18 protein-coding genes are annotated in these 23,101 nt (G+C 68.5%); 16 read left to right on the top strand and 2 right to left on the bottom strand.

Annotated features, from left to right (window positions below):
• Positions 1-127 precede the first annotated feature (127 nt).
• Both gltS and KZ686_RS16440 read left to right on the top strand, forming a co-directional pair.
• A complete protein-coding gene (gene gltS / locus KZ686_RS16445; RefSeq protein ID WP_265634268.1) occupies positions 128-1,321 on the top strand; it encodes a sodium/glutamate symporter in 1,194 nt (397 codons plus the stop codon).
• The gene (locus KZ686_RS16440; protein ID WP_265634266.1) at positions 1,306-2,829 is read left to right on the top strand and encodes a TAXI family TRAP transporter solute-binding subunit; all 1,524 of its coding nucleotides are present in this window, start codon (positions 1,306-1,308) and stop codon (positions 2,827-2,829) included. The genes gltS and KZ686_RS16440 overlap by 16 nt, the downstream gene beginning before the upstream one ends.
• Positions 2,830-2,845: 16 nt before the next feature.
• Here KZ686_RS16440 and KZ686_RS16435 read toward each other — a convergent pair whose 3' ends face one another.
• Positions 2,846-3,832: a LysR substrate-binding domain-containing protein gene (locus KZ686_RS16435; RefSeq protein WP_265634264.1), complete on the bottom strand. Its 987-nt coding sequence runs from the start codon at positions 3,830-3,832 to the stop codon at positions 2,846-2,848.
• A gap of 155 nt (positions 3,833-3,987) precedes the next feature.
• On the opposite strand from KZ686_RS16435, the gene KZ686_RS16430 reads away from it, so the two are divergent.
• The 5 genes from KZ686_RS16430 (at position 3,988) to KZ686_RS16410 (ending at position 10,649) form a co-directional block, all read left to right on the top strand.
• A complete protein-coding gene (locus tag KZ686_RS16430; RefSeq protein WP_226105384.1) occupies positions 3,988-5,022 on the top strand; it encodes a tripartite tricarboxylate transporter substrate binding protein in 1,035 nt (344 codons plus the stop codon).
• Between the two features lie 96 nt (positions 5,023-5,118).
• A complete protein-coding gene (locus tag KZ686_RS16425; protein WP_265634262.1) occupies positions 5,119-6,642 on the top strand; it encodes a UxaA family hydrolase in 1,524 nt (507 codons plus the stop codon).
• A gap of 142 nt (positions 6,643-6,784) precedes the next feature.
• The gene (locus tag KZ686_RS16420) at positions 6,785-8,260 is read left to right on the top strand and encodes an NAD-dependent succinate-semialdehyde dehydrogenase (protein WP_226105387.1); all 1,476 of its coding nucleotides are present in this window, start codon (positions 6,785-6,787) and stop codon (positions 8,258-8,260) included.
• A 109-nt stretch (positions 8,261-8,369) separates the two neighbouring features.
• A complete protein-coding gene (gene hpaI / locus KZ686_RS16415) occupies positions 8,370-9,173 on the top strand; it encodes a 4-hydroxy-2-oxoheptanedioate aldolase (RefSeq protein ID WP_265634258.1) in 804 nt (267 codons plus the stop codon).
• A 24-nt stretch (positions 9,174-9,197) separates the two neighbouring features.
• Positions 9,198-10,649, top strand: coding sequence for an FAD-binding oxidoreductase (locus tag KZ686_RS16410; RefSeq protein WP_265634256.1), 1,452 nt, complete (start codon positions 9,198-9,200; stop codon positions 10,647-10,649).
• Positions 10,650-10,854: 205 nt separating this feature from the next.
• Here the strand turns inward: KZ686_RS16410 and KZ686_RS16405 are convergent, their stop codons facing one another.
• Entirely contained in the window at positions 10,855-11,592 is a 738-nt protein-coding gene (locus KZ686_RS16405; protein WP_265634254.1) for a type 1 glutamine amidotransferase domain-containing protein, read from the bottom strand.
• 217 nt (positions 11,593-11,809) lie between these two features.
• Between KZ686_RS16405 and KZ686_RS16400 the strand changes: the two genes are divergently transcribed.
• The 9 genes from KZ686_RS16400 (at position 11,810) to KZ686_RS16360 (ending at position 23,021) form a co-directional block, all read left to right on the top strand.
• Positions 11,810-12,835, top strand: a complete 1,026-nt coding sequence (locus tag KZ686_RS16400; RefSeq protein WP_149318203.1) for a MurR/RpiR family transcriptional regulator — start codon at positions 11,810-11,812, stop codon at positions 12,833-12,835.
• 49 nt (positions 12,836-12,884) lie between these two features.
• Complete coding sequence (locus tag KZ686_RS16395) at positions 12,885-13,889, top strand: isoaspartyl peptidase/L-asparaginase family protein (protein ID WP_265634252.1); 1,005 nt, start codon at positions 12,885-12,887, stop codon at positions 13,887-13,889.
• A 31-nt stretch (positions 13,890-13,920) separates the two neighbouring features.
• The gene (locus tag KZ686_RS16390; RefSeq protein ID WP_265634249.1) at positions 13,921-15,840 is read left to right on the top strand and encodes a dipeptide ABC transporter ATP-binding protein; all 1,920 of its coding nucleotides are present in this window, start codon (positions 13,921-13,923) and stop codon (positions 15,838-15,840) included.
• Positions 15,841-16,012: 172 nt separating this feature from the next.
• Positions 16,013-17,581, top strand: coding sequence for a glutathione ABC transporter substrate-binding protein GsiB (gene gsiB, locus KZ686_RS16385; protein WP_407648583.1), 1,569 nt, complete (start codon positions 16,013-16,015; stop codon positions 17,579-17,581).
• Positions 17,582-17,728: 147 nt separating this feature from the next.
• Positions 17,729-18,649 carry a glutathione ABC transporter permease GsiC gene (gsiC, locus tag KZ686_RS16380; RefSeq protein ID WP_149318206.1) on the top strand — a complete coding sequence of 307 codons (921 nt, stop codon included), beginning with the start codon at positions 17,729-17,731 and terminating at the stop codon, positions 18,647-18,649.
• Between the two features lie 8 nt (positions 18,650-18,657).
• On the top strand, positions 18,658-19,572 hold the full coding sequence (gsiD, locus tag KZ686_RS16375; RefSeq protein WP_223819641.1) for a glutathione ABC transporter permease GsiD: 915 nt from the start codon (positions 18,658-18,660) through the stop codon (positions 19,570-19,572).
• 15 nt (positions 19,573-19,587) lie between these two features.
• Positions 19,588-20,772 (top strand): DmpA family aminopeptidase, encoded by a 1,185-nt coding sequence (locus KZ686_RS16370; protein ID WP_265634246.1) that lies wholly within the window; start codon positions 19,588-19,590, stop codon positions 20,770-20,772.
• 77 nt (positions 20,773-20,849) lie between these two features.
• Positions 20,850-21,680, top strand: a complete 831-nt coding sequence (locus tag KZ686_RS16365) for a M55 family metallopeptidase (protein ID WP_265634244.1) — start codon at positions 20,850-20,852, stop codon at positions 21,678-21,680.
• Positions 21,681-21,831: 151 nt separating this feature from the next.
• Positions 21,832-23,021, top strand: a protein-coding gene (locus KZ686_RS16360) for an IS3 family transposase (RefSeq protein ID WP_390885778.1) whose coding sequence is annotated in 2 segments (ribosomal slippage) — positions 21,832-22,120 and positions 22,120-23,021 — 1,191 coding nt in all. Because the reading frame shifts where the segments join, the coding sequence is not laid out codon by codon here.
• Positions 23,022-23,101: the final 80 nt, after the last annotated feature.

Here is a 23,101-nt window from a genome sequence, read left to right as displayed (position 1 = left end):
CCGGACGCGGTCGATCGCGTCCGGCATTTTTTTTGCGCATTGCGGTTCGCATTTGGCGCGTCTATGCTGGCATAGATCCATACGCGTCACTTTTCCGCCGGCACAGGCGGGCAAGGATGGGAACTCGATGCAGATTCGCCTCGATCCGGTCACCTCGGTGCTGATCGCCGTGCTGGTCCTGCTGCTCGGTACGCTGATCAATCGCCGGGTCGCCTTTCTGTCGCGCTACAACATTCCCGATCCGATCACCGGCGGGGTCCTGTTTGCCGCGGTCGCGGCGATTGCGGTCGCGCTGTTCGACTTCCGCGTCGTCATCGACGCCGCCATCAAGCCCGTGCTGCTGCTGATGTTCTTTGCCGGCGTCGGCATGGGGGCGGACCTGCGCGCGCTGAAGCAGGGCGGCAAGGCGCTGGTGATCTTCCTGATCGTGCTGTTTCCTTACATCGTGGTGCAGAACACCGTCGGCGTCGCGATGGCCAAGGCGCTGGACCTGCATCCGATCTTCGGGCTGGTCGGCGGCTCGATCACGCTGGTGGGCGGGCACGGCACCGGCGCCGCCTATGCCGAGCGCTTCGCCGAGATCAACAATCTGCAGTCCGTGATGGAGCTGTCGATGACGGTGGCGACGATCGGCCTGATCGTCGGCGGCATCATTGCGGGGCCGGTCGCGCAGTACCTGATCTCGCGATATCGCCTGCGCTCGCAGGGCGAGGACGAGGCGAGCGTCGAGGCGGAGGCCCATGGTTTTCCGATCACGACCGTCGCAGCCGTCGGCGCGCTGGGCGGCATCCTGGTGGCGGTAGTGGTCGGCCGCTGGCTCGCCTCGCTGTTCTCGGGCCAGGCCATCACGATCCCAGGCTTCCTGTGGTGCATGCTGACCGGCATCGCCATCCGCAACCTGCTGCCGCTGACCGGCGTGCGCTTCGACGACCGGCCAGCCGAGCTGATCTCCAATGTGAGCCTGTCGCTGTTCCTGGTGATGACGATGATGGCGCTCGACCTGGTCGACGTGGCGCTGTCCGCGGGGCCATTCATCGCGATCATCGCGATGCAGGTGGTCTTTATCGTGCTGTATGTGGTGCTGGTCTGCTTCCGCTTCATGGGGCGGGACTACGAGGCCGCGGTGCTGTCCGCCGCCTTCATCGGCTTCAATATGGGCTCGACCGCCACCGCGATGGCCAATATGCAGGCAATTACCGCCAAGCACGGACCGGCCCCGAAGAGCTTCGTGGTCGCGCCGCTGGCCGGCGCCTTCTTCGTCGACATCATGAATGCCTTCGTGCTGACGCTGATGCTGGCGATGCCATGGATGGGAGGCTGATCGTGCGCCGCCTGTTCTTCGCGCTGTTTGCCCTGGTCGTCGCGTCGCTGCTGGCGGGATGCGAGCGCGGCCCGGACGCCGACGTGCTGCGCAAGGACGTCGCCGCGCGGCTGGCCCAGGCACTGCCGCCGGGAACGGTCGAGGTGGCGGACCTGCGGCGCCAGGGCTCGCAGACCGATCGGCGCGGTCCTCCGGGCGAAGACCGGCGTGTCGTCTACTTCGACGCCGAGCTGAAGCTGACGCGCGACTTTGATTTCGGCGCATGGGATGCGCCCGGCGTCGCCGGCCTGATCTCGGCGCTCGGTGCGGCGCCCAAGGGCGTGCAGGGCATCGCGCTGGGCGGCAACAAGGCGGGCGACATCATCCGCGCGCACGGCGCCGCGGTGTACCGCGAAGAAAATGGGCGATGGGTGCCAGTGGTGCCGGGCGGCTATCGCCCGGTCACCGCGCCTGCCTATGCGGCCAGCGCCCCGCAAGGCGCGGCCGCGATGCTGGAGGCCGTGCGCCGCATCGTCGAATCCGTGCCGGCCGAATCGTCGCCAGAGCAGCACGCGATGATCACGCAGGAACTTGCCGCCGCGCATGCCAGCATCCGCGCGCGGCTCGCTCGCGCCAAGCAGGGTTACCCGCTCGCAGCGGGCGCCGAGGGCGGGCAATACCTGCGCTTCGCCCAAGCGCTGGCCGCCAATCCCGGCGCGCGCGTGGTGCCGCTGGTCACGCGCGGCGGCGACGAGAACCTGCGGATGCTGCGGCAGGGCAAGGCCTCACTCGCGCTGGCGCAGGCCGATGCCGCGCTCGACGCCTATCGCGGCGACGGCGACTTCGCCGCCGATGGCCCGTTCACGTCGCTGCGCGCGATCGGCAGCCTGTATCCGGAGGCGGTCCATGTTCTCGTGCGCGCCGATGCGGCCGTCAAGACGGTGGCGGACCTGCGCGGCAAGCGCATCGCCATCGGCGAGAAGGGCGGCGCGTCGCAACGGACGGCGTTACGTGTGCTTGCCGCGCACGGCCTCAAGCCAGCGGATTTTGCCGGGCGCGAGCTGGGCATCAACGCCTCGCTGGTGGCGCTTCGGCAGGGCGAGGTCGACGCCGTGATCCAGATCATCGGCGTGCCGTCGGAGAGCATCCGCGATGCACTGGCCGCGATTCCGCTGCGCCTGCTGCCGCTCGGCGACAAGGCCGCCGCCGCGCTCGCCGATTCGGGCCGCGGCTATTTCCGCTATACGGTGCCGGCAGGCACCTATGCGAACCAGGCCGCCAGCGTGGCCACCGTGGCCGTCGCCGCGCAACTGCTGGTCGCCGCCGATCTGTCCGACGCCGAGGTCGGCGCGATCGCGCGCAACGTCTATGCGCCGGGCGCGGACTTCACCGCCCGCGGCAGCGCGCAAGGCGCGCAGATCTCCCCGGCCAACGCGACGCAAGGCCTGTCGGTGCCGCAGCATCTGGCGGCGGCGAGGGCGATCGAGGCGCTGGTCAAGGGCGGCGCGGCAGCGCGGCAGGGGCGATGACAACCCTTCGACCGGATCATGTCCCGCGTCGTGCGCTCCGTCGCCGCGGCTTTTCCCCGGCGTCCATCTCCGCCGCCGCCAGCCGCAGGCAATCGATCAGATGCTCCGCGCTCGCGCCCAGCCCGGCCTCGCGCGATGCACGCAGCGTAATGATCCCGACCGGCGGCAGCTCGATCGGCACGGCGATATTCACCAGCTCGAGCCTGCCTTCGCTGGCGAACTGCTTCGCCACCGAGCGTGCCAGGAATCCGACGGCGTCGCGCTGCGTGACGAAGGTGGACACCCCCAGATAGGACGAGGTCTCGATCCGGTCCGACGGCGGCTCCAGGCCCTGGGCGAGGAACGCCTGCTCCAGCTTGACCCGCAGCGAGGCCCAGGGCGGCGGCATCACGCAGGGCAGCTGCGCCAGGTCGGCCCAGCCGGCCTTGCGCTTGCCGGCGAGTGGATGCCCGGGCCGCACTACGGCCACCATCGGTTCGTTGTATAGCGCCTCGGTGGCCAGGTCCGGCGCCGCATAGCCCGGTTCCAGCCGGCCCACGATCAGGTCCAGTTCGGACAGCCGTAGTTTGGGCAGCAGATGCGTGAGATCGCCTTCCTCGATCAGCACGGTGGCCTGCGCCGAGCGCGCCTTCAGCCGGGCGGTGGCGCGCGCCAGCAGCACCGGCAGCGCCGCGCCCATCGCGCCGACGCGCACGCGCCCGGCCGCGCCGGTGTCGACCGCCTCGATCTCCTCGCGCGTGCGATCGTATTGCGCCAGCACGCGGCGGGAGAAGCGGATCAGCGCTTCTCCCGCCGCGGTCGGCTCGGTGCCGCGGGTCGAGCGGGAGAACAGCACCAGGCCCAGCATCTTCTCGACCTCGGTCAGCGTCTTGGACACCGCGGGCTGGCTGATCGACAGGAATTCGGCGGTCTTGCCGAGGTGGCGGAACTCGTCGAGCGCCACCAGCAACTGCAGATGGCGTAGCTTGATATTGGAGCGCAGCGCGCGGTCGATATGGGGCATGCCGCGCAGTCTACCTCGCGGCCTACTTAACGGAAAGGTTATGAAGCAATGACGATATTGGATTGGATCGTTATGTCGTTGCCGGACACAATGCCGCCCATGGCGTTGCCTCGATGCACGCCGGGCACCACCGATAACACAGTGCGAGGATGACAATGAACCAAGGTTCCCCCACCAATCCCGCGCGCCGCCGCCTGCTCCTCGGCGCCAGCGCCGGTGTTGCCACGGCCGCGGCGGCGGCTGCCACCGGTACCGCCGGCATGCTGCTGGCACGCGGCGCCAGTGCCGCCACCTATCCCGAACGTCCGATCACCTTCATCTGCCCGTGGCCGGTCGGCGGCACCGCCGACCAGTCGATGCGCGCGCTGTGCCAGGTCGCCTCGGGCATCCTGAAGCAATCGATCGTCGTCGAGAACCGCGCCGGCGCCTCGGGCATGATCGGCACCCGCGCGCTGGCGCGGGCCAAGCCGGACGGCTACACCATCGGCCAGATTCCGATCTCGGTAACGCGCTTCTCGCAGCTCGGCATGCTGGAGATCGATCCGCGCACCGAGCTGACCTATCTGGCGCGCACGTCGGGCCAGACCTTCGGCATCGCGGTGCCGGCCAGCTCGCCGTACAAGACGCTGCAGGAAGTCGTCGCGGCGGCCAAGGCCAATCCCGGCAAGCTGACCTATGCCCACGCCGGCATCGGCGGTGCGACCCATGTCGGCATGGAGCAGTTCGCGCTGGCCGCCGGCGTGCGTTTCAACGCGATCGCCTACAAGGGCGGCTCGGCTGCGCTGCAGGACGTGCTCGGCGGCCAGGTCGACCTGCTGGCCGATTCCAGCTCGTGGGCGCCGCATGTCGAATCCGGCAAGCTTCGGCTGCTGGCGACCTGGGGCGAGCAGCGGACGCCGCGCTTCAAGGACACGCCGACGCTGCGCGAGCTCGGTTACGACGTCGTGGTCGAAGCGCCCAACGGCATCGGCGCACCGAAGGGGCTGGACCCGGCCATCGAGAAGCAGCTGCGCGACGCCTTCCGCGCCGCGGTCGCCAGCAAGGAATTCAGGCAGGTGGCCGCGCGCATCGACGCGCCGGTGATGTACCTCGATGGGCCCGACTACAAGAAGTACGTGGCGACGGTCTACGAGCAGGAGACCCAACTGATCCAGCGGCTCAAGCTGAAGGAAATGCTGCAGCAGAGCTGATCCCGCAAGCCGCCGACCGCCGACCGCCGACCGCCGACCGCCGATTGCCGATTGCCGATTGCCGATTGCCCCCGCCAACCACAGGAATTGTTCGACGTGAACGTCAATGCCGTCATCCGCCTGCACGCCAATGACAACGTGCTGATCGCGCGCCAGGACCTGGCGCTGGGACAGCCGTTGCCCGAGCTTGGCGTGCGTGCGCGGGCCCAGGTGCCGGCCGGCCACAAGATCGCCGCGTGCGCGATCGCGAAGGGCGAGCCGGTGCGCAAGTACGACACCGTGATCGGCGTCGCCGACCGCGATATCGCGCCGGGCGAGCACGTGCATTCGCACAACCTGAAGCTGGTCGACTTTTATCGCGATCCGGCCTTCTGCACCGACGTGCGGCCGATCGACTATGTGCCCGAGGCCGAGCGCGCGACCTTCCAGGGCTTCGTGCGCGCCGACGGCCGCGTCGGCACGCGCAACTTCATCGGCATCCTGTCGTCGGTCAATTGCTCGGCCACGGTGATCCGGCATATCGCCGACCATTTCACGCGGGAGCGGCTCGCGGCCTATCCCAATGTCGATGGCGTGGTCGCGTTTGCGCATGGCACCGGCTGCGGCATGTCGTCGCCGAGCGAGCATTTCGATCTGTTGCGTCGCACGCTGGCCGGCTATGCGCGCCATCCGAATCTGGCCGGCGTGCTGATCGTGGGGCTTGGCTGCGAGCGCAATCAGGTCGCCTCGCTGGTCGAGTCGCAACAACTCGAGCCCGGCAGCCATCTGCATACGATGGTGATGCAGGACACCGGCGGCACGCGCGAGACCATCGCCGCCGGTATCCGCGCGATCGAGTCGATGCTGCCGGCAGCGAATGCCGCGCAACGCCAGCCGGTGTCCGCCAGCCATCTGAAGATCGGCCTGGAGTGCGGCGGCTCCGACGGGTTTTCCGGCATCACCGCCAATCCCGCGCTGGGCGCGGCGATGGACATCCTGGTGCGCCACGGCGGCACCGCGATCCTGTCGGAAACGCCCGAGATTCATGGCGTCGAATACATGCTGACGCGGCGCGCCGTCACGCCGGAGGTCGGGCAGAAGCTGCTGGACCGGCTGGCCTGGTGGGAGCGCTACACCGCCGGCCACAACGCGCAGTTCAACGGCGTGGTCGGCCACGGCAACCAGCAGGGCGGCCTCGCCAACATCTTCGAGAAGTCGCTGGGCTCCGCGATGAAGGGCGGCACCACGCCGCTGCAGGCGGTCTACGAATACGCCGAGCCGATCGACAAGGCCGGCTTCGTCTTCATGGATTCGCCCGGCTATGACCCGGTCGCGGTGACCGGCCAGATCGCCAGCGGCGCCAACCTGATCTGCTTTACCACGGGCCGCGGCTCGATGTTCGGCTCCAAGCCCGCGCCGACGATCAAGCTGGCGTCCAACACGCCGATGTACCGGCGCCTGGCCGACGACATGGACATCAACTGCGGCGTCATCGTCGACGGCGAGCTGACCGTCGCCGAGATGGGGCAACGTATCTTCGAACATATCCTGCGTGTGGCCTCTGGCGACAAGACCCGCAGCGAGCTGCTCGGCCTGGGCGACAACGAGTTCGTGCCCTGGCATATGGGCATCGTCAGCTGATTGGCCATATGCGGTCGCTTGTGGCCGCCCGTGGCTGCTTGCGGCGGCTTTCGGCGTTTTCTTCGGCCGCATGCGGCCACCTACGCCCGCATGCGGCCGCGTCCACCCGCTTACCGTCCTTCTCCAAGACCTCCATCGCATCATGTCCCTGCAGCTTTCCCACGCCGCGCTGCTGCGCGGCCAGAACCTGATCGGCGCCCAGTGGCAACCTGCCGCGCGCGGTGAGCGCCTCGATGTCGCCAATCCCGCGGACGGCGCGACGCTGACGCAGGTTGCCGACAGCGGCGCCGAGGACGCGCGCCGCGCCGCCGATGCCGCGCACGCGGCTTTCGCCGACTGGAGCCGCCGCCCGGCCCGGGAGCGCGCGCGTCTGCTGCAGCGCTGGCATGCGCTGATCCTCGAGCACCAGGAAGACCTGGCGCGCATCATCTCGGCCGAGCAGGGCAAGCCGATGCACGAGAGCCGCGGCGAGGTGCAGTACGGCGCCGCGTACGTCGAATGGTTCGCGGCCGAGGCGGTCCGCATCTGCGGCGACATCGTGGCCGAGGCCGTGCCGGGCCGAAAGATGCTGGTGCTGAAGGAACCGGTCGGCGTGGTGGCGGCGATCACGCCGTGGAACTTTCCGCTGGCGATGATCGCGCGCAAGATCGCGCCGGCACTGGCGGCCGGCTGCACCGTGGTCGCCAAGCCGGCCGAGGACACGCCGCTGACCGCGCTGGCGCTGGTGTACCTGGCCGAGCTTGCCGGCGTGCCGGCGGGCGTGCTGAACATCGTCACTGCGTCGCGCGAACGCACGCCCGAGGTGGTCGACGTCTGGCTCGCCGACAGCCGCGTGCGCAAGATCACGTTCACCGGCTCGACGCCGGTCGGCAAGCACCTGGCGCGCGAATCCGCATCGACGCTGAAGAAGCTGTCGCTGGAGCTCGGCGGCAACGCGCCCTTTATCGTGTTCGAGGATGCGGACCTCGACGCCGCGGTCGAAGGGCTGATGGCATCGAAGTTTCGCAACGGCGGCCAGACCTGCGTCTGCCCGAACCGCATCTACGTGCACGAGGCCGTTCACGACGATTTCGTCGAACGGCTGGCTCGCCGCGTCGGGGCGCTGAAGGTCGGCGCGGCCAGCGAGGAGGGCTCGCAGATCGGCCCGATGATCAATGCGCGCGCGGTCGACAAGATCGCCCGCCATGTCGAGGATGCGGTGGCCCGGGGCGCGCGCGTCGTCACCGGCGGCAAGCGCGTGCGTACCGCGGACGGTCCGCACTACTACGCGCCCACCGTGCTGATCGGGGCCACGCCGCAGATGGCGTTGTCCTGCGAAGAAACCTTCGGCCCCGTCGCGCCGATCTTCCGCTTCGCGAGCGAGGACGAGGTGATCGGCCACGCCAACGACACGCCGTTTGGCCTTGCCGCCTACTTCTATTCGAACGATGTGCGCCGCATCTGGCGCGTCGCGCAGGCGCTGGAGACCGGCATCGTCGGCATCAACGAGGGCGCCATCGCGGCCGAGGCCGCGCCGTTCGGCGGCGTCAAGGAGTCCGGTTACGGGCGCGAGGGCTCGCGCCATGGACTGGACGATTACCTGCATTTGAAGTATTTGTGCCAGGGGCAACTGGACTGAGGCCGGCCGCAGCCGTAGAACGCCGCAGGAAACCCACAAGGCCGTACACCGCCGTACAAGGCTCGGTCGCCAGGCCCATCGAACCCGCATTGCTTTGACAGGACCCGTCATGCCCGCATCCAATCCCTTCAAGACCGCATTGGCCGCCCGCCGGCCGCAAATCGGCCTTTGGCTGTCGATGGCCGAGCCGTATCTGGCCGAGGTCTCGGCCACCGCCGGCTTCGACTGGCTGCTGATCGACGGCGAGCACGCCCCCAACGATGTGCGCAGCATCCTGGCCCAGTTGCAGGCGGTCTCGGCCTATCCGAGCGCCCCTGTCGTGCGCGCCGTGGCAGGCGACGTGCCGCTGATCAAGCAGCTGCTCGATATCGGCGCGACCACGCTGCTGGTGCCGATGGTCGATACCGCCGAGCAGGCGCGCATGCTGGTCAGCGCGACGCGTTATCCGCCGCAGGGCATCCGCGGCGTCGGCAGCGCGGTGGCGCGTGCCTCGCGCTGGAGCGGCCGCACCGACTATCTCGATGTCGCCGATGACGAGGTCTGCCTGCTGGTGCAGGCCGAGACCGTGACCGCGCTGGCAAACCTGGAAGAGATCTGCGCGGTCGATGGCATCGACGGCGTCTTTATCGGACCGGCCGACCTGGCCGCATCGATGGGGCATCGCGGCAATCCCGGCCACCCGGAAGTGCAAGCGGCGATCGAGAACGCGATGCGCACCATCGTCGCCAGCGGCAAGGCCGCGGGCACGCTGACCTCCGATGCCGCGTTGGCGCGGCGCTATCTGGAGCTGGGCTGCACCTTCGTCGCCACCGGCGTCGACGTGCTGCTGTTCGCGAAGGCCGCGCGCCAGCTGGCCGCGTCCTTCCGAGAGGAAGGCGCCGTCCCCGCACAACGGCCGTCCGCCGCCTACTGAACGATTTCCCGATTTCTCCGCATCATGTCCCTGGATAGTTCCACACGCGACGCCACGCTGCGCGCGCTGCAAGCCATCGTCGGCGACAACGCCTGCCTCGTCGCCGACGCCGATACCGAATCCTATGTCACCGACTACCGGCGCATCAGCCGCGGCAAGGCCAGCGTGGTGGTGCTGCCGTCGAGCACCGAGCAGGTCGCCGCGGTGATGGCGTGGTGCCATGCGCACGACGTGCCCGTGGTGCCGCAGGGCGGCAATACCTCGCTGATGGGCGGCGCGGTGCCGGACACGCGCGGCGATGCCGTGGTGCTGAACCTGAGCCGCATGAACCGCGTGCTGGCGATCGACACCGTCAACGACACGCTGAACGTGCAGGCCGGCGTGACGCTGGCCGCCGCCCGCGCCGCGGCCGAGGAGGGCGGGCGCCTGTTTCCGCTGCGCATCGGCTCCGAGGGTTCGTGCCAGATCGGCGGCAATCTGTCGACCAATGCCGGCGGTACCGCGGTGCTGCGCTACGGCAATATGCGCGACCTGGTGCTCGGCATCGAGGCGGTGCTGCCCGACGGGCGCATCTACTCGTCGCTGCGCGGCCTGCGCAAGGACAACACCGGCTACGACCTGAAGCATCTGTTCATCGGCGCCGAAGGGACGCTCGGCATCATCACCGCCGCCGTGCTGAAGCTGATGCCGCAGCCGCGCGCGAGCGCGGTGGCCTTCGTCGCGGTGGCGTCGCCGGATGCGGCCGTGCGCCTGCTGGGCGAGGCCAAGCGGCTGTCCGGGGGCGCGGTCACGGCGTTCGAGCTGATCTCGGGCCCGGCGCTCGACCTGGTGCTCGACTATCTGGGCAATGTCGCCTCGCCGCTGGCGCAGCGGCACGACTGGATGGTGCTGATCGAGTTGAGTTCGGGCGCGGACGCCGCCAGCCTCGAGGCGACGCTGCTCGAAATCCTCGAAAGCGGCTACGAACAGCAGCTGGTGCAGGATGCCGCGATCGCGGCCAGCGTTGCGGACGCGCAGACCTTCTGGCGCATCCGTGAGGAAATCTCGGACGCGCAGACGCGCACCGGCGGCAGCATCAAGTGCGATGTGTCGGTGCCGCTGTCGCGCATCGCGGACTTCGTCGACGAGGCCTCGCGTCGCGTGCTGGAACTGGTGCCCGATGCCCGCATGGTGATCTACGGCCATATGGGCGACGGCAACGTCCACTTCAATCCGCTGCGGCCGAAGGACGCCGACGCCAAGGCCTTCCTCGCGCAGTGGTACAAGCCGGTATCCGATCTGGTCGATGGCCTTGCCCACGGCGAAGGCGGCTCGATCTCGGCCGAGCATGGCATCGGCGCGGTCAAGCGCGATGATCTGCGGCGCTACAAATCGCAGGTCGAGCTCGAGCTGATGTGGCAGGTCAAGCGGGCGCTGGATCCGAAGAATCTGATGAATCCGGGCCGGGTGTTGCCGGCGATGGGCGAGGGCGGCTGAGCTTTCGGGCCGCCGCGCTGGTGTTCAGGCGGCGGCCTCGAGCCCGCGCGTTCGAGCTGGCAGGCTCAGGGTGGCACTTTCGAGCCGGGCCGTTCGAGCCGGCAGGCTCGGGGTGGCACTTTCGAGTCCGGCCGTTCGAGCTGGCAGGCTCAGGCTGGCACTTTCGAGTCCGGTCGTTCGAGCTGGCATGTTCAAGCCGGGCCGTTCAAGCCGGCTCGGCCGCCGGCTCCGACAGCCGCAGCGTGCGCAGCACCGCCTTGGCCACGCCATACGCGCTGCCCGGGTTCTGTCCGGTGATCAGGCGCCCGTCCTCGACCACATAAGGCGCAAACGGCAGCATCGCCTTGCTGTATTGCGTGCCGCGCTTGCCGAGCTCCTGTTCGAGCCCGAACGGCACCGCAAAGTCGCGCTTGGCCATGATCTCCTCGTTCCACGAGAAGCCGGTCACGCGCTTGCCCTGCACCAGCAGCTCGCCATTGCCGAGCCTGACGTCCAGCAGGCCGGCCGGGCCGTGGCACACCGCGGCCACCACGCGACCCTGCTCGTACATCGCCGCGATCAGCCGCGCCAGCGGCTCGCAACCCGGGAAGTCGAACATCACGCCATGCCCGCCGGTCAGGTAGATGGCATCGAACTCGCCCGGATCGACCGACGCCACGTTGACCGTGTCGTTCAGCAGGTCCATGAAGATCCGGTCCTCATAGCGTTTGAAAACACTGCTGCGCATGCCGGCACTTCGTGCAAGTTCCGACAGCATCAGGCTCTCGGGATCGATCGGGATCATGCCGCCCGACGGCGACGCCAGCTGCAGCGTATGGCCCGCTTCCTCGGCCACATCCCAGAAGTGCGTGAGTTCGCTGAGCCACAGGCCGGTACGAAAGCCCACTTTTTGATACTGGTCGACGTTGGTCGCGACCACCAGGATTCGGCGTTGCGCTGGCATGGGTGCCTCCTGTTTTTCGGGGGAAGTTCGAAAGCTGCAAGAAGCGTTCCGCAGGTTCGGCGGCGGACCCAGGGCAGTCGTCCAGGAATGACGAAGTCGGGGTTAACCCTTGCTCTCGTAAACTCTATTTTCATGGCACGGCTATTGCGTGTAAATTTGTTTACATCGATAGCTGTTCGCCGGATGCACCAGATTGCGCCCGGCCCACCGCAGAGCCATGACTGCTTCCCGTCCGGACCCGGCCGCCAGGCCGGCCGATTCCGCGCCAGACGCCGCGCCCGAGACCACGGTCTCGCAGCGCATCGCGAAGGTGTTTCCGTCGCTGACGCCGGCGCACCAGCGCATGGCGGATTACGTGCTGGCCAACCCGTTCCGCGCGGCGACGATGCGCATCGACGAGTTCGCGCAGGCGGTGCAGGTGTCGGTGGCGACGGCGAACCGCTTTGCCCATGCGCTGGGCTTCGACGGCTACCCGCAGTTCCGCGCCGAACTGGTGCGCGGGTTCGAGGCCACGCTGGCGCCGGTCGAGAAGCTGCGCACCGAACTGGAGCGCCCGGCCACCGTCACGGAAATCATCGCGGCCTCGCTGGAGGAGAACGAGCGCAACCTGCAGGCGACCCGCCGCGCGCTCGATGCCGATGCCTGCGAACGCGCGGTGACGGCGATCCTCGAGGCCGAGCATGTCTATGTGCTGGGCTTCGGCGCGAGCGGCTATCTGGCCGGCCTGCTGCAGCACGGGCTCGACATGTACTGCCGCACGGTGATCACGGTCGCCGGCGTCGGCGGCGCGTCGACGGCGGCGCGGCAGCTGTTCAAGCTGACCAGCCGCGATCTGGTGATTCCGATTGCTTTTCCCCGCTATGTCTATGACAGCGTCGCGCTGACCGAGCGCGCCCGCGCCCACGGTGCCCGCATCCTGGCGCTGACCGACGGGCCGACCTCGCCGCTGGCGCCGTTTGCCGATATCGCGCTGTATGTCAGCGCCGGCCGGCAGCTGTCGCCGAACTCGGATGCGGCCGTGCTGGCGATGATCGAGGCGCTGTGCGGCGCGGTGGCACACCGCGCCACCGGCTCGGTCAAGGCCGCCGCCGACATGACCGAATTCGTGCTGCCCTGGCTGCATCAGACCCATGCCCGCGGCGATTCCAGCCGCACCGCCGCGGCGGGCGACACGCAGACCAAGCCCCGTCCGGGGTCCGGCAAGGCGCCACGGCGCCGGCGCCCGGACCCCGGCACCGAATAACGCTCCCGAGCCTCACCGAGTTGCCTGCCGTGCAGGCCGACCAAGCACCATGAACGCAGACCGATCGACCTCCAAGCCCACGCCCGTGATCGCCATCCATGGCGGGGCCGGCACCATCACCCGCGCCGCGATGGACGCGGACAAGGAAGCCCAATACATCGCCGCGCTCGAACAGGCCCTGCGCGCGGGCCAGCGCCTGCTGGCGGACGGCGCCAGCGCCGTCGATGCCGTGACCGAAGCGGTGCGGCTGCTCGAGGACTGTCCGCTGTTCAATGCCGGCAAGGGCGCCGTGCTGACCAACGCCGGCACCTATGAACTCGACGCCGCGGTAATGGACGGCGCCACCCGCGACGCCGGCGCGGTGGCCTGCGTCAAGCGCCTGCGCAATCCGGTGCTGGCGGCGCGCGCCGTGATGGAACGCAGCGAGCATGTGCTGTTCGCCGCCGACGGCGCGGAAGCCTTCGCGCAGGCGCAGGGCCTGCCGCTGGTCGAGGCGGATTACTACTACACGCGGGAGCGCCATGCGCAATGGCAACGCGCCCGCGCGGGCAGCGGCATGGCCCTGCTCGATCACGACGCCGCCGCGCTGGCCGCGCGCGCCGACGCCGATGAGGCGGGCGGCGAGCCGCTCGATCCCGGCACCAAGTTCGGCACCGTCGGCGCGGTCGCGCTCGACGCCCAGGGCCGGCTCGCCGCGGCAACGTCCACCGGCGGCATCACCAACAAGCAGCTCGGCCGCGTCGGCGATACGCCGGTAATCGGCGCCGGCTGCTATGCCGACGAACTGGTGGCGGTGTCGACCACCGGCACCGGCGAGATGTTCATCCGCGCGGTGGCGGCCTACGACATCTCGGCGCGCATGCGCTATGCCGGCAGCTCGCTGGAGGCCGCGACGCATGCGGTCGTGATGCAGAGCCTGCCGGCGATCCAGGGCCGGGGCGGGCTGGTGGCGATCGACGCGGCCGGTAATGTCGCGCTGCCGTTCAACACCGAAGGCATGTACCGCGGTCATGCCCGCGTTGGCGAGCCGGTCCACGTGGCGATCTACCGCTGACCCCATGCCCGCAGGTTTCGAGGAACACTCCATGGCTACATCGTCTTCCACGTCTTCCGCGCCTTCCGCATCCAGCCTCGCGCTGCCGCCGCAGCGCGTCGTGTCCGTCAACGACCTGACGGTGCGCTTCGCTACCTCCGAACGCACCGTCGAAGCCGTGCGCGGCCTGTCCTTCCATATCGACCGCGGCGAGACGCTGGCGGTGGTCGGCGAGTCGGGCTCCGGCAAGTCGGTGACCTCGCTGGCGCTGATGCGCCTGGTCGAACATGGCGGCGGACGTCTGGCCAGCGGCAGCATGCTGCTGCGCCGCCGTGGCGGCGACGTGCTCGACCTCGCCAGCGCGGACGCCGGCACGATGCGCGGCATCCGCGGTGCCGATATCGCGATGATCTTCCAGGAGCCGATGACCTCGCTCAATCCGGTGTTCCCGGTCGGCGAGCAGATCGCGGAATCGATCCGCCTGCATCAGAACAAGAGCCGCGCGGCGGCCCGCGCCGAGGCGTTGCGCATGCTCGAGCTGGTGCGCATCCCCGAGGCGCGCCGCGTGCTGGACCGCTATCCGCATCAGCTGTCCGGCGGCATGCGCCAGCGCGTGATGATCGCGATGGCGCTGTCGTGCCGGCCCGCGCTGCTGATCGCCGACGAGCCGACCACCGCGCTGGACGTCACCATCCAGGCCGAGATCCTGCAGCTGATCCGCAATCTGCAGGCCGAGATGCAGATGGGCGTGCTGTTCATCACGCACGACATGGGCGTGGTGGCCGAAATGGCGGACCGCGTGCTGGTGATGTACCGCGGCGAGAAGGTCGAGGAGGGCCACGCGCCGACCGTGTTCGCGCGGCCCGCGCACCCCTACACGCGCGCACTGCTGTCCGCGGTGCCCAAGCTCGGCGCGATGGCAGGCACCGATCTGCCGGCCAAGTTTCCGCTGGTGCGGGTGGAGGGCGGCGATGGGCATGCGGGCGCCGAAGTCCCCGGCGATAGACCGGCCGCGGCCACGCGTCCCGATGCCTCGGCCCAGCCGATCCTGCGCGTGCGCGATCTCGTGACCCGCTTCGACGTGCCGGGCGGGCTGTTGGGACGGCCGACGCGCCGCGTGCATGCGGTCGAGCGCGTCAGCTTCGACCTGTATCCCGGCGAGACGCTGGCGCTGGTCGGCGAATCGGGCTGCGGCAAATCGACGACGGGCCGCTCGCTGCTGCGCCTGGTCGAAAGCCAGAGCGGCACCATCGAATTCGCCGGCCAGAACATCGGCGAACTGTCGGGGCCCGCGCTGCAGAGCCTGCGCCGCAATATCCAGTTCATTTTCCAGGACCCGTTCGCCTCGCTCGATCCGCGCGTGCCGGTCGGCTATTCGATCATGGAGCCGCTGCTGGTGCACAAGGTCGCCAGCGGCAAGGAGGCCGAGCAGCGCGTGGCCTGGCTGCTCGACAAGGTCGGCCTGTCACCTGCCCATGCCGCCCGCTATCCGCACGAGTTCTCGGGCGGCCAGCGCCAGCGCATCTGCATCGCGCGCGCCCTGGCGCTGAACCCGAAGGTCGTGATCGCCGACGAGTCGGTGTCCGCGCTGGACGTCTCGATCCAGGCGCAGATCGTCAACCTGATGCTCGACCTGCAGCGCGAGATGGGCATCGCCTTCCTGTTCATCTCGCACGATATGGCGGTGGTCGAACGCGTCAGCCACCGGGTCGCGGTGATGTATCTGGGGCAGATCGTCGAGATCGGCCCGCGCCGCGCGATCTTCGAGAACCCGCAGCATCCCTATACGAAGAAGCTGATGTCGGCGGTACCGGTGGCCGACCCCGCGCGCCGGCATCTGCGGCGCGAGCCGCAGGTCGACGAGCTGCCGAGCCCGATCCGCGCGATCGGCGACGAGCCGGTGGTGCAGCCGCTGGTGGCCGTCGCCCCGGACCACTTCGTTGCGCGGCACGCCGTCGGCGGCGCCTATTGAGGCTGCCCGCGCCAACCCGCATTGTGCCGACCCGTATTGAGCCAACCGTATTGAGCCAACCGTATTGAGCCAACCGTATTGAGCCAACCGTATTGAGCCAACCCGGGCTGCAAGGCCGCCAAGAGCCGACCCAGCCCGATCACCCTGCCAGTCTTACCAAGGAGAATCGACAATGATGCAAGCCAGTTTGTCCCGACGTGGCGCCGCGCGCCTGTTTGCCGGCGGCCTGCTGATGGCCGCGTTTGCGGCCGGACCGGCCTTCGCCGCCAAGGACGCGGTGATGGCGGTGGCCTCTACCTTCACCACGCTCGATCCCTACGATTCGAACGACACGCTGTCGCAGGCGGTCTCCAAGAGCTTCTACCAGGGCCTGTTCGGCCTGGACAAGGACATGAAGCTGGTCAACGTGCTGGCCGACAGCTATGACGTCAGCAAGGACGGACTGGTCTATACCATCAAGGTCAGGAAGGGCGTCAAGTTCCACGACGGCACCAGCTTCGACGCCACCGCGGTCAAGGCCAATCTGGACCGCGTCACCGATCCGGCCAACAAGCTCAAGCGCTACACGCTGTTCAACCGCGTCGCGCGCACCGACGTGGTCGACCCGACCACCGTCAAGATCACGCTGAAGGAGCCGTTCTCGCCGTTCATCAACGTGCTGGCGCACCCGTCGGCCGTGATGATTTCGCCGACCGCGCTGAAGAAGTACGGCAAGGACATCGCCTTCCACCCGGTCGGCACCGGTCCCTTCGAATTCGTCGAGTGGAAGCAGCCCGACCACCTGCGCGGCAAGAAGTTTGCCGGCTACTGGAAGAGCGGCCTGCCGAAGATCGACACCATCACCTGGAAGCCGGTGGTCGACAACAACAGCCGCTCGGCCATCATGCAGACCGGCGAGGCCGACTTCGCCTTCAGCATTCCGTTCGAGCAGGCCGCGGTGCTCAAGGCCAGCCCGAAGGTCGACCTGATCGCCGCGCCGTCGATCATCCAGCGCTACCTGTCGCTCAACACGCAGGTCAAGCCGTTCAACGATCCCAAGGTGCGCCAGGCGATCAACTACGCGATCAACAAGCAGGCGCTGGCCAAGGTGGCGTTCGCCGGCTATGCGGTGCCGGCCGAAGGCGTGGTGCCGCCGGGCGTCGATTTCGCCGAGAAGCTGGGCCCGTGGCCGTACGATCCGGCCAAGGCCCGCGCGCTGCTGAAGGAGGCTGGCTATCCGAACGGCTTCGAAACCACGCTGTGGTCCGCCTATAACCACACCACCGCGCAGAAGGTGATCCAGTTCGTGCAGCAGCAGCTGCAGCAGGTCGGCATCAAGGCCTCGGTGCAGGCGCTCGAGGCCGGCCAGCGCGTCGAGAAGGTCGAGAGCGTGCCCAGGCCCGAGGACGCCGGCGTGCGCATGTACTACGTCGGCTGGTCCTCGTCGACCGGCGAATCGGACTGGGCGCTGCGACCGCTGCTGGCGTCCGAATCGATGCCGCCCAAGCTGCTGAATACCGCGTACTACAAGAACGACCAGGTCGATGCCGACATCGCCGGCGCGCTGCGTACCACCGACCGCAACGAGAAGGCGCGGCTGTACAAGGACGCGCAGCAGCGCATCTGGGCCGACGCCCCGTGGGCCTTCCTGGTGACCGAGCAGGTGCTGTATGCCCGCAGCAAGCGGCTGAGCGGCGCCTATGTGATGCCGGATGGCTCGTTCGAGTTCGAGAACATCGATATCAAGAGCAGCTCGCAGTAAGCCGCGCAGCGCCGCCCGCCCCAGGTATGCGGGGGCGGGGCGGGCGGCCGGCGGTCTTTTGCGGCCATCCTCATTGCCATTGTTGCAAGCCCCCCGGTGTCCGCGCCGGTCGCCGATTGCTGATCGGCGCGGACCCACGGAGTCGTCATGTTGAATTACTTTCTGAAGCGCGTGCTGGGCGTGGTGCCGACGATGCTGATCGTCGCGGTGCTGGTCTTCCTGTTCGTGCATCTGCTGCCCGGCGATCCGGCGCGGCTCGCCGCGGGGCCGGAGGCCGATGCCGCCACCGTCGAACTGGTGCGCAAGGACCTGGGCCTGGACAAGCCGCTGCACGAGCAGTTCGTCACCTTCTTCGGCAATGCGCTGCAAGGGGAGTTCGGCAACTCGCTGCGCACCAAGCGCCCGGTCAGCGAGGAGATCGGCGACCGTTTCTTCCCGACGCTGTGGCTGACCGTCGCCTCGATGCTGTGGGCCGTGGTGTTCGGCATGCTGATCGGCATCGGCTCGGCGGTCTGGCGCAATCGCTGGCCGGACCGCATCGGCATGACGCTGGCGGTGTCGGGCATTTCGTTCCCGGCCTTCGCCCTCGGCATGCTGCTGATGGAGATCTTCTCGGTCCAGCTCGGCTGGCTGCCGTCGATCGGCGCGGAAAGCTGGAAGCACTACATCCTGCCGTCGCTGACGCTCGGCGCCGCCGTGGCCGCCGTGATGGCGCGCTTTACGCGGGCGTCGTTCGTCGAGGTGCTGCAGGAAGATTACGTGCGTACGGCGCGCGCCAAGGGCGTGCGCGAGTCGCTGGTGGTCGCCAAGCACTGCCTGCGCAACGCGATGATCCCGGTCGTCACGATGATGGGCCTGCAGTTCGGCTTCCTGCTGGGCGGCTCGATCGTCGTCGAGAAGGTGTTCAACTGGCCCGGCCTCGGCCGGCTGCTGGTCGATGCCGTCGAGATGCGCGACTACCCGGTGATCCAGGCCGAGGTGCTGCTGTTCTCGCTCGAATTCATTCTGATCAATCTGGTGGTGGATCTGCTGTACACGGTGATCAACCCCACCATCCGCTACAAGTGAGGCCGTCCATGACCGAGCTATCGACCGTGGCCAACGAGGCCGCCGTGCCGGGCGCGGCGGCGCAGGCCGAGCCCGTCCGCACGCCGTGGAGCGAATTCTGGCGCAAGTTCCGCCGCCAGCATCTGGCACTCGCCGCCGGCGTGTTCGTGATCCTGCTGGTGATCGTCGCCGTGCTGTCGCCGCAGCTGGTGCCCTACGATCCCGAGAACTACTTCGACTACGACGCGCTGAACGCGGGGCCGTCGGCGGCGCACTGGTTCGGCGTCGATTCGCTGGGCCGCGACATCTTCAGCCGCATCCTGGCCGGCACGCGCATCTCGCTTGCCGCCGGCTTCTTCTCGGTGATCGTCGGCGCCATCGTCGGCACGCTGCTGGGCCTGCTGGCCGGTTACTACGAGGGCTGGTGGGACCGGATCGTGATGCGGATCTCCGACGTGCTGTTCGCGTTTCCGGGCATCCTGCTGGCGATCGGCATCGTCGCCATCCTGGGCAACGGCATGGTCAACGTGGTGTTCGCGGTGGCGATCTTCAGCATCCCGGCGTTCGCGCGGCTGGTGCGCGGCAACACGCTGATGCTCAAGCGCCTGACCTATATCGAGGCCGCGCGCAGCATCGGCGCGTCCGACTGGACCATCCTGATGCGGCATATCCTGCCGGGCACGATATCGTCGATCGTCGTCTATTTCTCGATGCGGATCGGCACCTCGATCATCACCGCGGCCAGCCTGTCCTTCCTCGGCCTGGGCGCGCAGCCGCCGACGCCCGAGTGGGGCGCGATGCTGAACGAGGCGCGCGCCGACATGGTCACGGCCCCGCATGTGGCGATCTTTCCCAGCCTGGCGATCTTCCTGACCGTGCTCGCGTTCAACCTGCTGGGCGACGGGCTGCGCGACGCGCTCGATCCGAAGATCGATCGCCGCTGACGGAGGGCCATCGCGATGCCGCACGAACCCTCCGCCGCGCCGGACTCGCCTGCACCGGGCGTTCCTCCGCATATCGGCGAGCTGCCGGCCGGCGCGCGCAATGCGATCACCGATGTGCCGGGCGTTCGCGTGGGCCATTGCACGCTGGCCGATGGCGCGGTGCAGACCGGCGTCACGGTGGTGCTGCCGCACGCCGGCGATCCGTACCTGGACAAGGTGCCGGCCGCGGCCGCGGTGCTGAACGGATTCGGCAAGAGCATCGGGCTGGTGCAGGTCGACGAGCTCGGCGTCCTGGAGACGCCGATCGCGCTGACCAACACCTTTGCGGTCGGCGCCGTGGCGCAGGCGCAGATCCGGCAGGCGATCGCGGCCCACGCCGAGATCGGCCGCGGCTGGCCCACCGTCAATCCGCTGGTGTTCGAATGCAATGACGGCTATCTGAACGACATCCAGGCGATTGCCGTCGGCGAAACGCACTATCTGCGGGCCTGCGCCGCGGCCGGCGCCGATGTTGCGCAGGGCGCGGTCGGGGCGGGGCGCGGCATGTCGGCGTTCGGCGTCAAGGGCGGCATCGGCACGGCGTCCCGGCTTGCGGGGCCTTACCGCGTGGGAGCGCTGGTGCTGGCGAACTACGGCACGCCGTCGATGCTGACGGTCGCCGGCAGGCGGGTCGGTGCCGAACTGGCGCAGCGGCTGGCCGCGCCCACTGCAACGGACGCCGCCGCAACGGACGCCGCCACAACGAATGCCGCCGCAACGGACGCTGCGCCCGCTGCAACGGACGCGGGGCGGGCCGCAACGGACGCCGCGCAGACTGCCGCTGACGCCAGGCCGGAGAAGGGCTCGATCATCATGATCGTCGCCACCGACGCGCCGCTCGATTCCCGCCAGCTGGGACGGCTGGCGCGGCGTGCCGGCGCGGGGCTGGCACGCACCGGATCGGTCTACGGTCATGGCTCCGGCGATATCGCGCTGGCCTTCAGCACCGCCTATACCGTGCCGCACGACGCCGCCACGCCGATGCCGGCCGTCGCGATGGTCCACGAGACCGAGCTCGATCCGCTGTTCCACGCCGTGGCCGACAGCGTCGAGCAGGCCACCCTGCATGCGCTGTGGCACGCCGAGACCGTCGGCGGCCGCGACGGCCATTGCCGCCGCAGCCTGCTGTCGTGGATGCCTGAATTGAATTTCGCCGACTGAACCGCGCACGCCGCCGCTGCGGCCGGCGCGCGCCATTCCCGCGTGCGTCGCCGCTGCGTTTTGCGCGCGCCATTTCCATGAAGATCCTGATCTCCACCGATATCGAGGGCGTCGCCGGCGTCTTCCATCCCGAACAGACGCGCCCGGGCAATGGCGAGTACGAGCGTGCCCGCGCCTGGATGACGCGCGAAGCCGACGCCGCGGCGCGGGGCGCCTTCGCGGCCGGGGCCGAGGCCGTCTGGGTCAACGACTCGCATGGGGGCTTCCGCAACCTGCTGCCGGACCTGCTGGACCCCCGTGTGCGCATCGTGCTAGGCAAGCCGCGCTACGCCGGCATGATGAGCGGGATCGAGCAGGATTGCGACGGCGTGCTGATGATCGGCTATCACGGCCGCGCGCAAGGCCGCGGCATCCTGGCGCATACGATCAACAGCAGCGCGTTCGCCAGCGTGACGATCGGCGGCATCGAACTCGGCGAAGCGGGGTTGTACGCCGCGCTGGCGGGCGAGGCCGGTGTGCCGGTGCTGATGGCGAGCGGCGACGATGTCTTCGTCGACGAAACGTCGGCGCTGATGCCGTGGGTGCGCTACGTGGCCACCAAGCGCGCGCAGGGGCAGGGCAGCGGGGATTCGATGACGCCGGCGGCTGCGTGCGAGGCGATCGGCGCGGCCGCGCAAGCCGCGGTCCGCGCGCTGCGGACCGATCCGGCCGGGGCCCGGCCCTTCACCATTCCGGGCCCCGTCACGTGCCAATTGCGCACCCTGACGCCCGCGCACGCCGACCTGTTCTGCCAATGGCCCACGCTGCGGCGGCTCGATGGTGTCACGCTGAGTTTCGATGCGCCCAGCGTGACCGACGCGGTGCGCATGCTGAACTGCCTGTCGGCGATGTCGTTCATGCTGCGGTAGCGGCGAATGGGGCAGCGTGGGTTTTCTCCCCTCTCCCGCTTGCGGGAGAGGGGCGGGAGAGAGGGCAAACGGCAGCCGCCATGTCGCTGCAGTTTGAAACCACCTGCGGTGGTTCAATTTCCTCAGACAGGTCGATAAGTGGAAAATCACGATCGACGAGGAAAAAGACCGAACCATGAAGCAACGCCGCAAATTTGACCCTGCCTTCAAGCTGGAGGTGGTCCGGATGATCCGGGATCAAGGCCTGTCGGTGGCCGAGGTGTGCCACTCGATGGCCATTGGCGAGACGGCCGTACGGCGCTGGCTGGCCCAGTACGACGCCGAGCTCAAGGGCGAGAAGGGGATTGGTAGGCCGCTGACGCCGGAGCAGCAACGCATCCGTCAGCTGGAGGAAGAGAACCGGCGCCTGAAGGAGGACAACCTGATCCTAAAAAAGGCATCGGCCTTCTTCGCCCGCGAACTGAAGTGATGTATCACGCAGTCAGTGGTTTGCAGAAGGAGGCCATTCCCCTGAGCCGCGCCTGCCTGGCGCTGGGTGTCAGCCGCGCTGGCTATTATGCGTTCTTGCGCCGCCCCGGTGGCGACGCCAAGCGGACCAGACAGATGGTGTACGTGCGCGCCGCATTCGAGGCCAGCGGGCGCACCTATGGCAGCCGGCGGGTGGCGCGGGATGTGAGCCGGCAAGGGGTCAAGATCGGCCGGTATCGCGCTCGCACGCTGATGCGTCAGGCCCATCTGCGTCCGGTGTGGAAACGCAAATTTGTGGCAACGACCAACAGCCGGCACGACCGGCCGGTCGCGCGCAACGTGCTGGATCGACAGTTCAGACCCGCGGCGCCCAACCAGGCGTGGGTGTCGGATATCACGTATATCCGCACGCTAGAGGGCTGGCTGTACCTGGCGGTGGTGCTGGACCTGTACTCCCGCAAGGTCGTGGGCTGGTCCATGGCCGCGGCCATGCCGTCCACCCTGGTGGTAAGCGCGTTGCAGATGGCCATTGCGCACCGCAAGCCGGGGCCGGGTCTGATCGTGCATTCGGATCGTGGCAGCCAGTACGCCAGCGACGAGTACCAGAGCTTGCTGGCGCGTCACGGGATGGTCTGCAGCATGAGCCGCCTGGGCGACTGCTGGGACAACGCGGTGGCCGAACGCTTCTTCCTGAACTTGAAAATGGAGCGCGTGTGGCAGCGCCGCTACGCCGACCGGGCCGAAGCCCGGCGCGACATCATGCAGTACATCGTTGGCTTCTATAACCCCATGCGTCTGCATTCGACACTGGGGTATGAGTCGCCGCAGGATTACGAGGACAAGTTCAACCAGACCACCTTAACGACTGTCTGATAAAACTTGACCACCGCAACCTCCTTCTCCCAACCCTCTCCCCCGTGAGGGGGAGGGAGAATTCCGCCGGCAAGAATCAG

This window comes from Cupriavidus cauae (genome assembly GCF_026210475.1).
Taxonomy (GTDB): domain Bacteria; phylum Pseudomonadota; class Gammaproteobacteria; order Burkholderiales; family Burkholderiaceae; genus Cupriavidus; species Cupriavidus cauae.
This window is presented reverse-complemented; position numbering and strand designations above follow the sequence as displayed.

Bases quoted from the DNA above. Each gene is read 5' to 3' on its own strand.
- gsiD (WP_223819641.1), top strand. From the start codon at position 18,658: ATGACCGAGCTATCGACCGTGGCCAACGAGGCCGCCGTGCCGGGCGCG.
- gsiB (WP_407648583.1), top strand. From the start codon at position 16,013: ATGATGCAAGCCAGTTTGTCCCGACGTGGCGCCGCGCGCCTGTTTGCC.
- gltS (WP_265634268.1), top strand. From the start codon at position 128: ATGCAGATTCGCCTCGATCCGGTCACCTCGGTGCTGATCGCCGTGCTG.
- KZ686_RS16390 (WP_265634249.1), top strand. From the start codon at position 13,921: ATGGCTACATCGTCTTCCACGTCTTCCGCGCCTTCCGCATCCAGCCTC.
- KZ686_RS16420 (WP_226105387.1), top strand. From the start codon at position 6,785: ATGTCCCTGCAGCTTTCCCACGCCGCGCTGCTGCGCGGCCAGAACCTG.
- KZ686_RS16430 (WP_226105384.1), top strand. From the start codon at position 3,988: ATGAACCAAGGTTCCCCCACCAATCCCGCGCGCCGCCGCCTGCTCCTC.
- KZ686_RS16400 (WP_149318203.1), top strand. From the start codon at position 11,810: ATGACTGCTTCCCGTCCGGACCCGGCCGCCAGGCCGGCCGATTCCGCG.
- KZ686_RS16405 (WP_265634254.1), bottom strand. From the start codon at position 11,592: ATGCCAGCGCAACGCCGAATCCTGGTGGTCGCGACCAACGTCGACCAG.
- hpaI (WP_265634258.1), top strand. From the start codon at position 8,370: ATGCCCGCATCCAATCCCTTCAAGACCGCATTGGCCGCCCGCCGGCCG.
- KZ686_RS16440 (WP_265634266.1), top strand. From the start codon at position 1,306: ATGGATGGGAGGCTGATCGTGCGCCGCCTGTTCTTCGCGCTGTTTGCC.
- KZ686_RS16435 (WP_265634264.1), bottom strand. From the start codon at position 3,832: ATGCCCCATATCGACCGCGCGCTGCGCTCCAATATCAAGCTACGCCAT.
- gsiC (WP_149318206.1), top strand. From the start codon at position 17,729: ATGTTGAATTACTTTCTGAAGCGCGTGCTGGGCGTGGTGCCGACGATG.
- KZ686_RS16365 (WP_265634244.1), top strand. From the start codon at position 20,850: ATGAAGATCCTGATCTCCACCGATATCGAGGGCGTCGCCGGCGTCTTC.
- KZ686_RS16370 (WP_265634246.1), top strand. From the start codon at position 19,588: ATGCCGCACGAACCCTCCGCCGCGCCGGACTCGCCTGCACCGGGCGTT.
- KZ686_RS16395 (WP_265634252.1), top strand. From the start codon at position 12,885: ATGAACGCAGACCGATCGACCTCCAAGCCCACGCCCGTGATCGCCATC.
- KZ686_RS16410 (WP_265634256.1), top strand. From the start codon at position 9,198: ATGTCCCTGGATAGTTCCACACGCGACGCCACGCTGCGCGCGCTGCAA.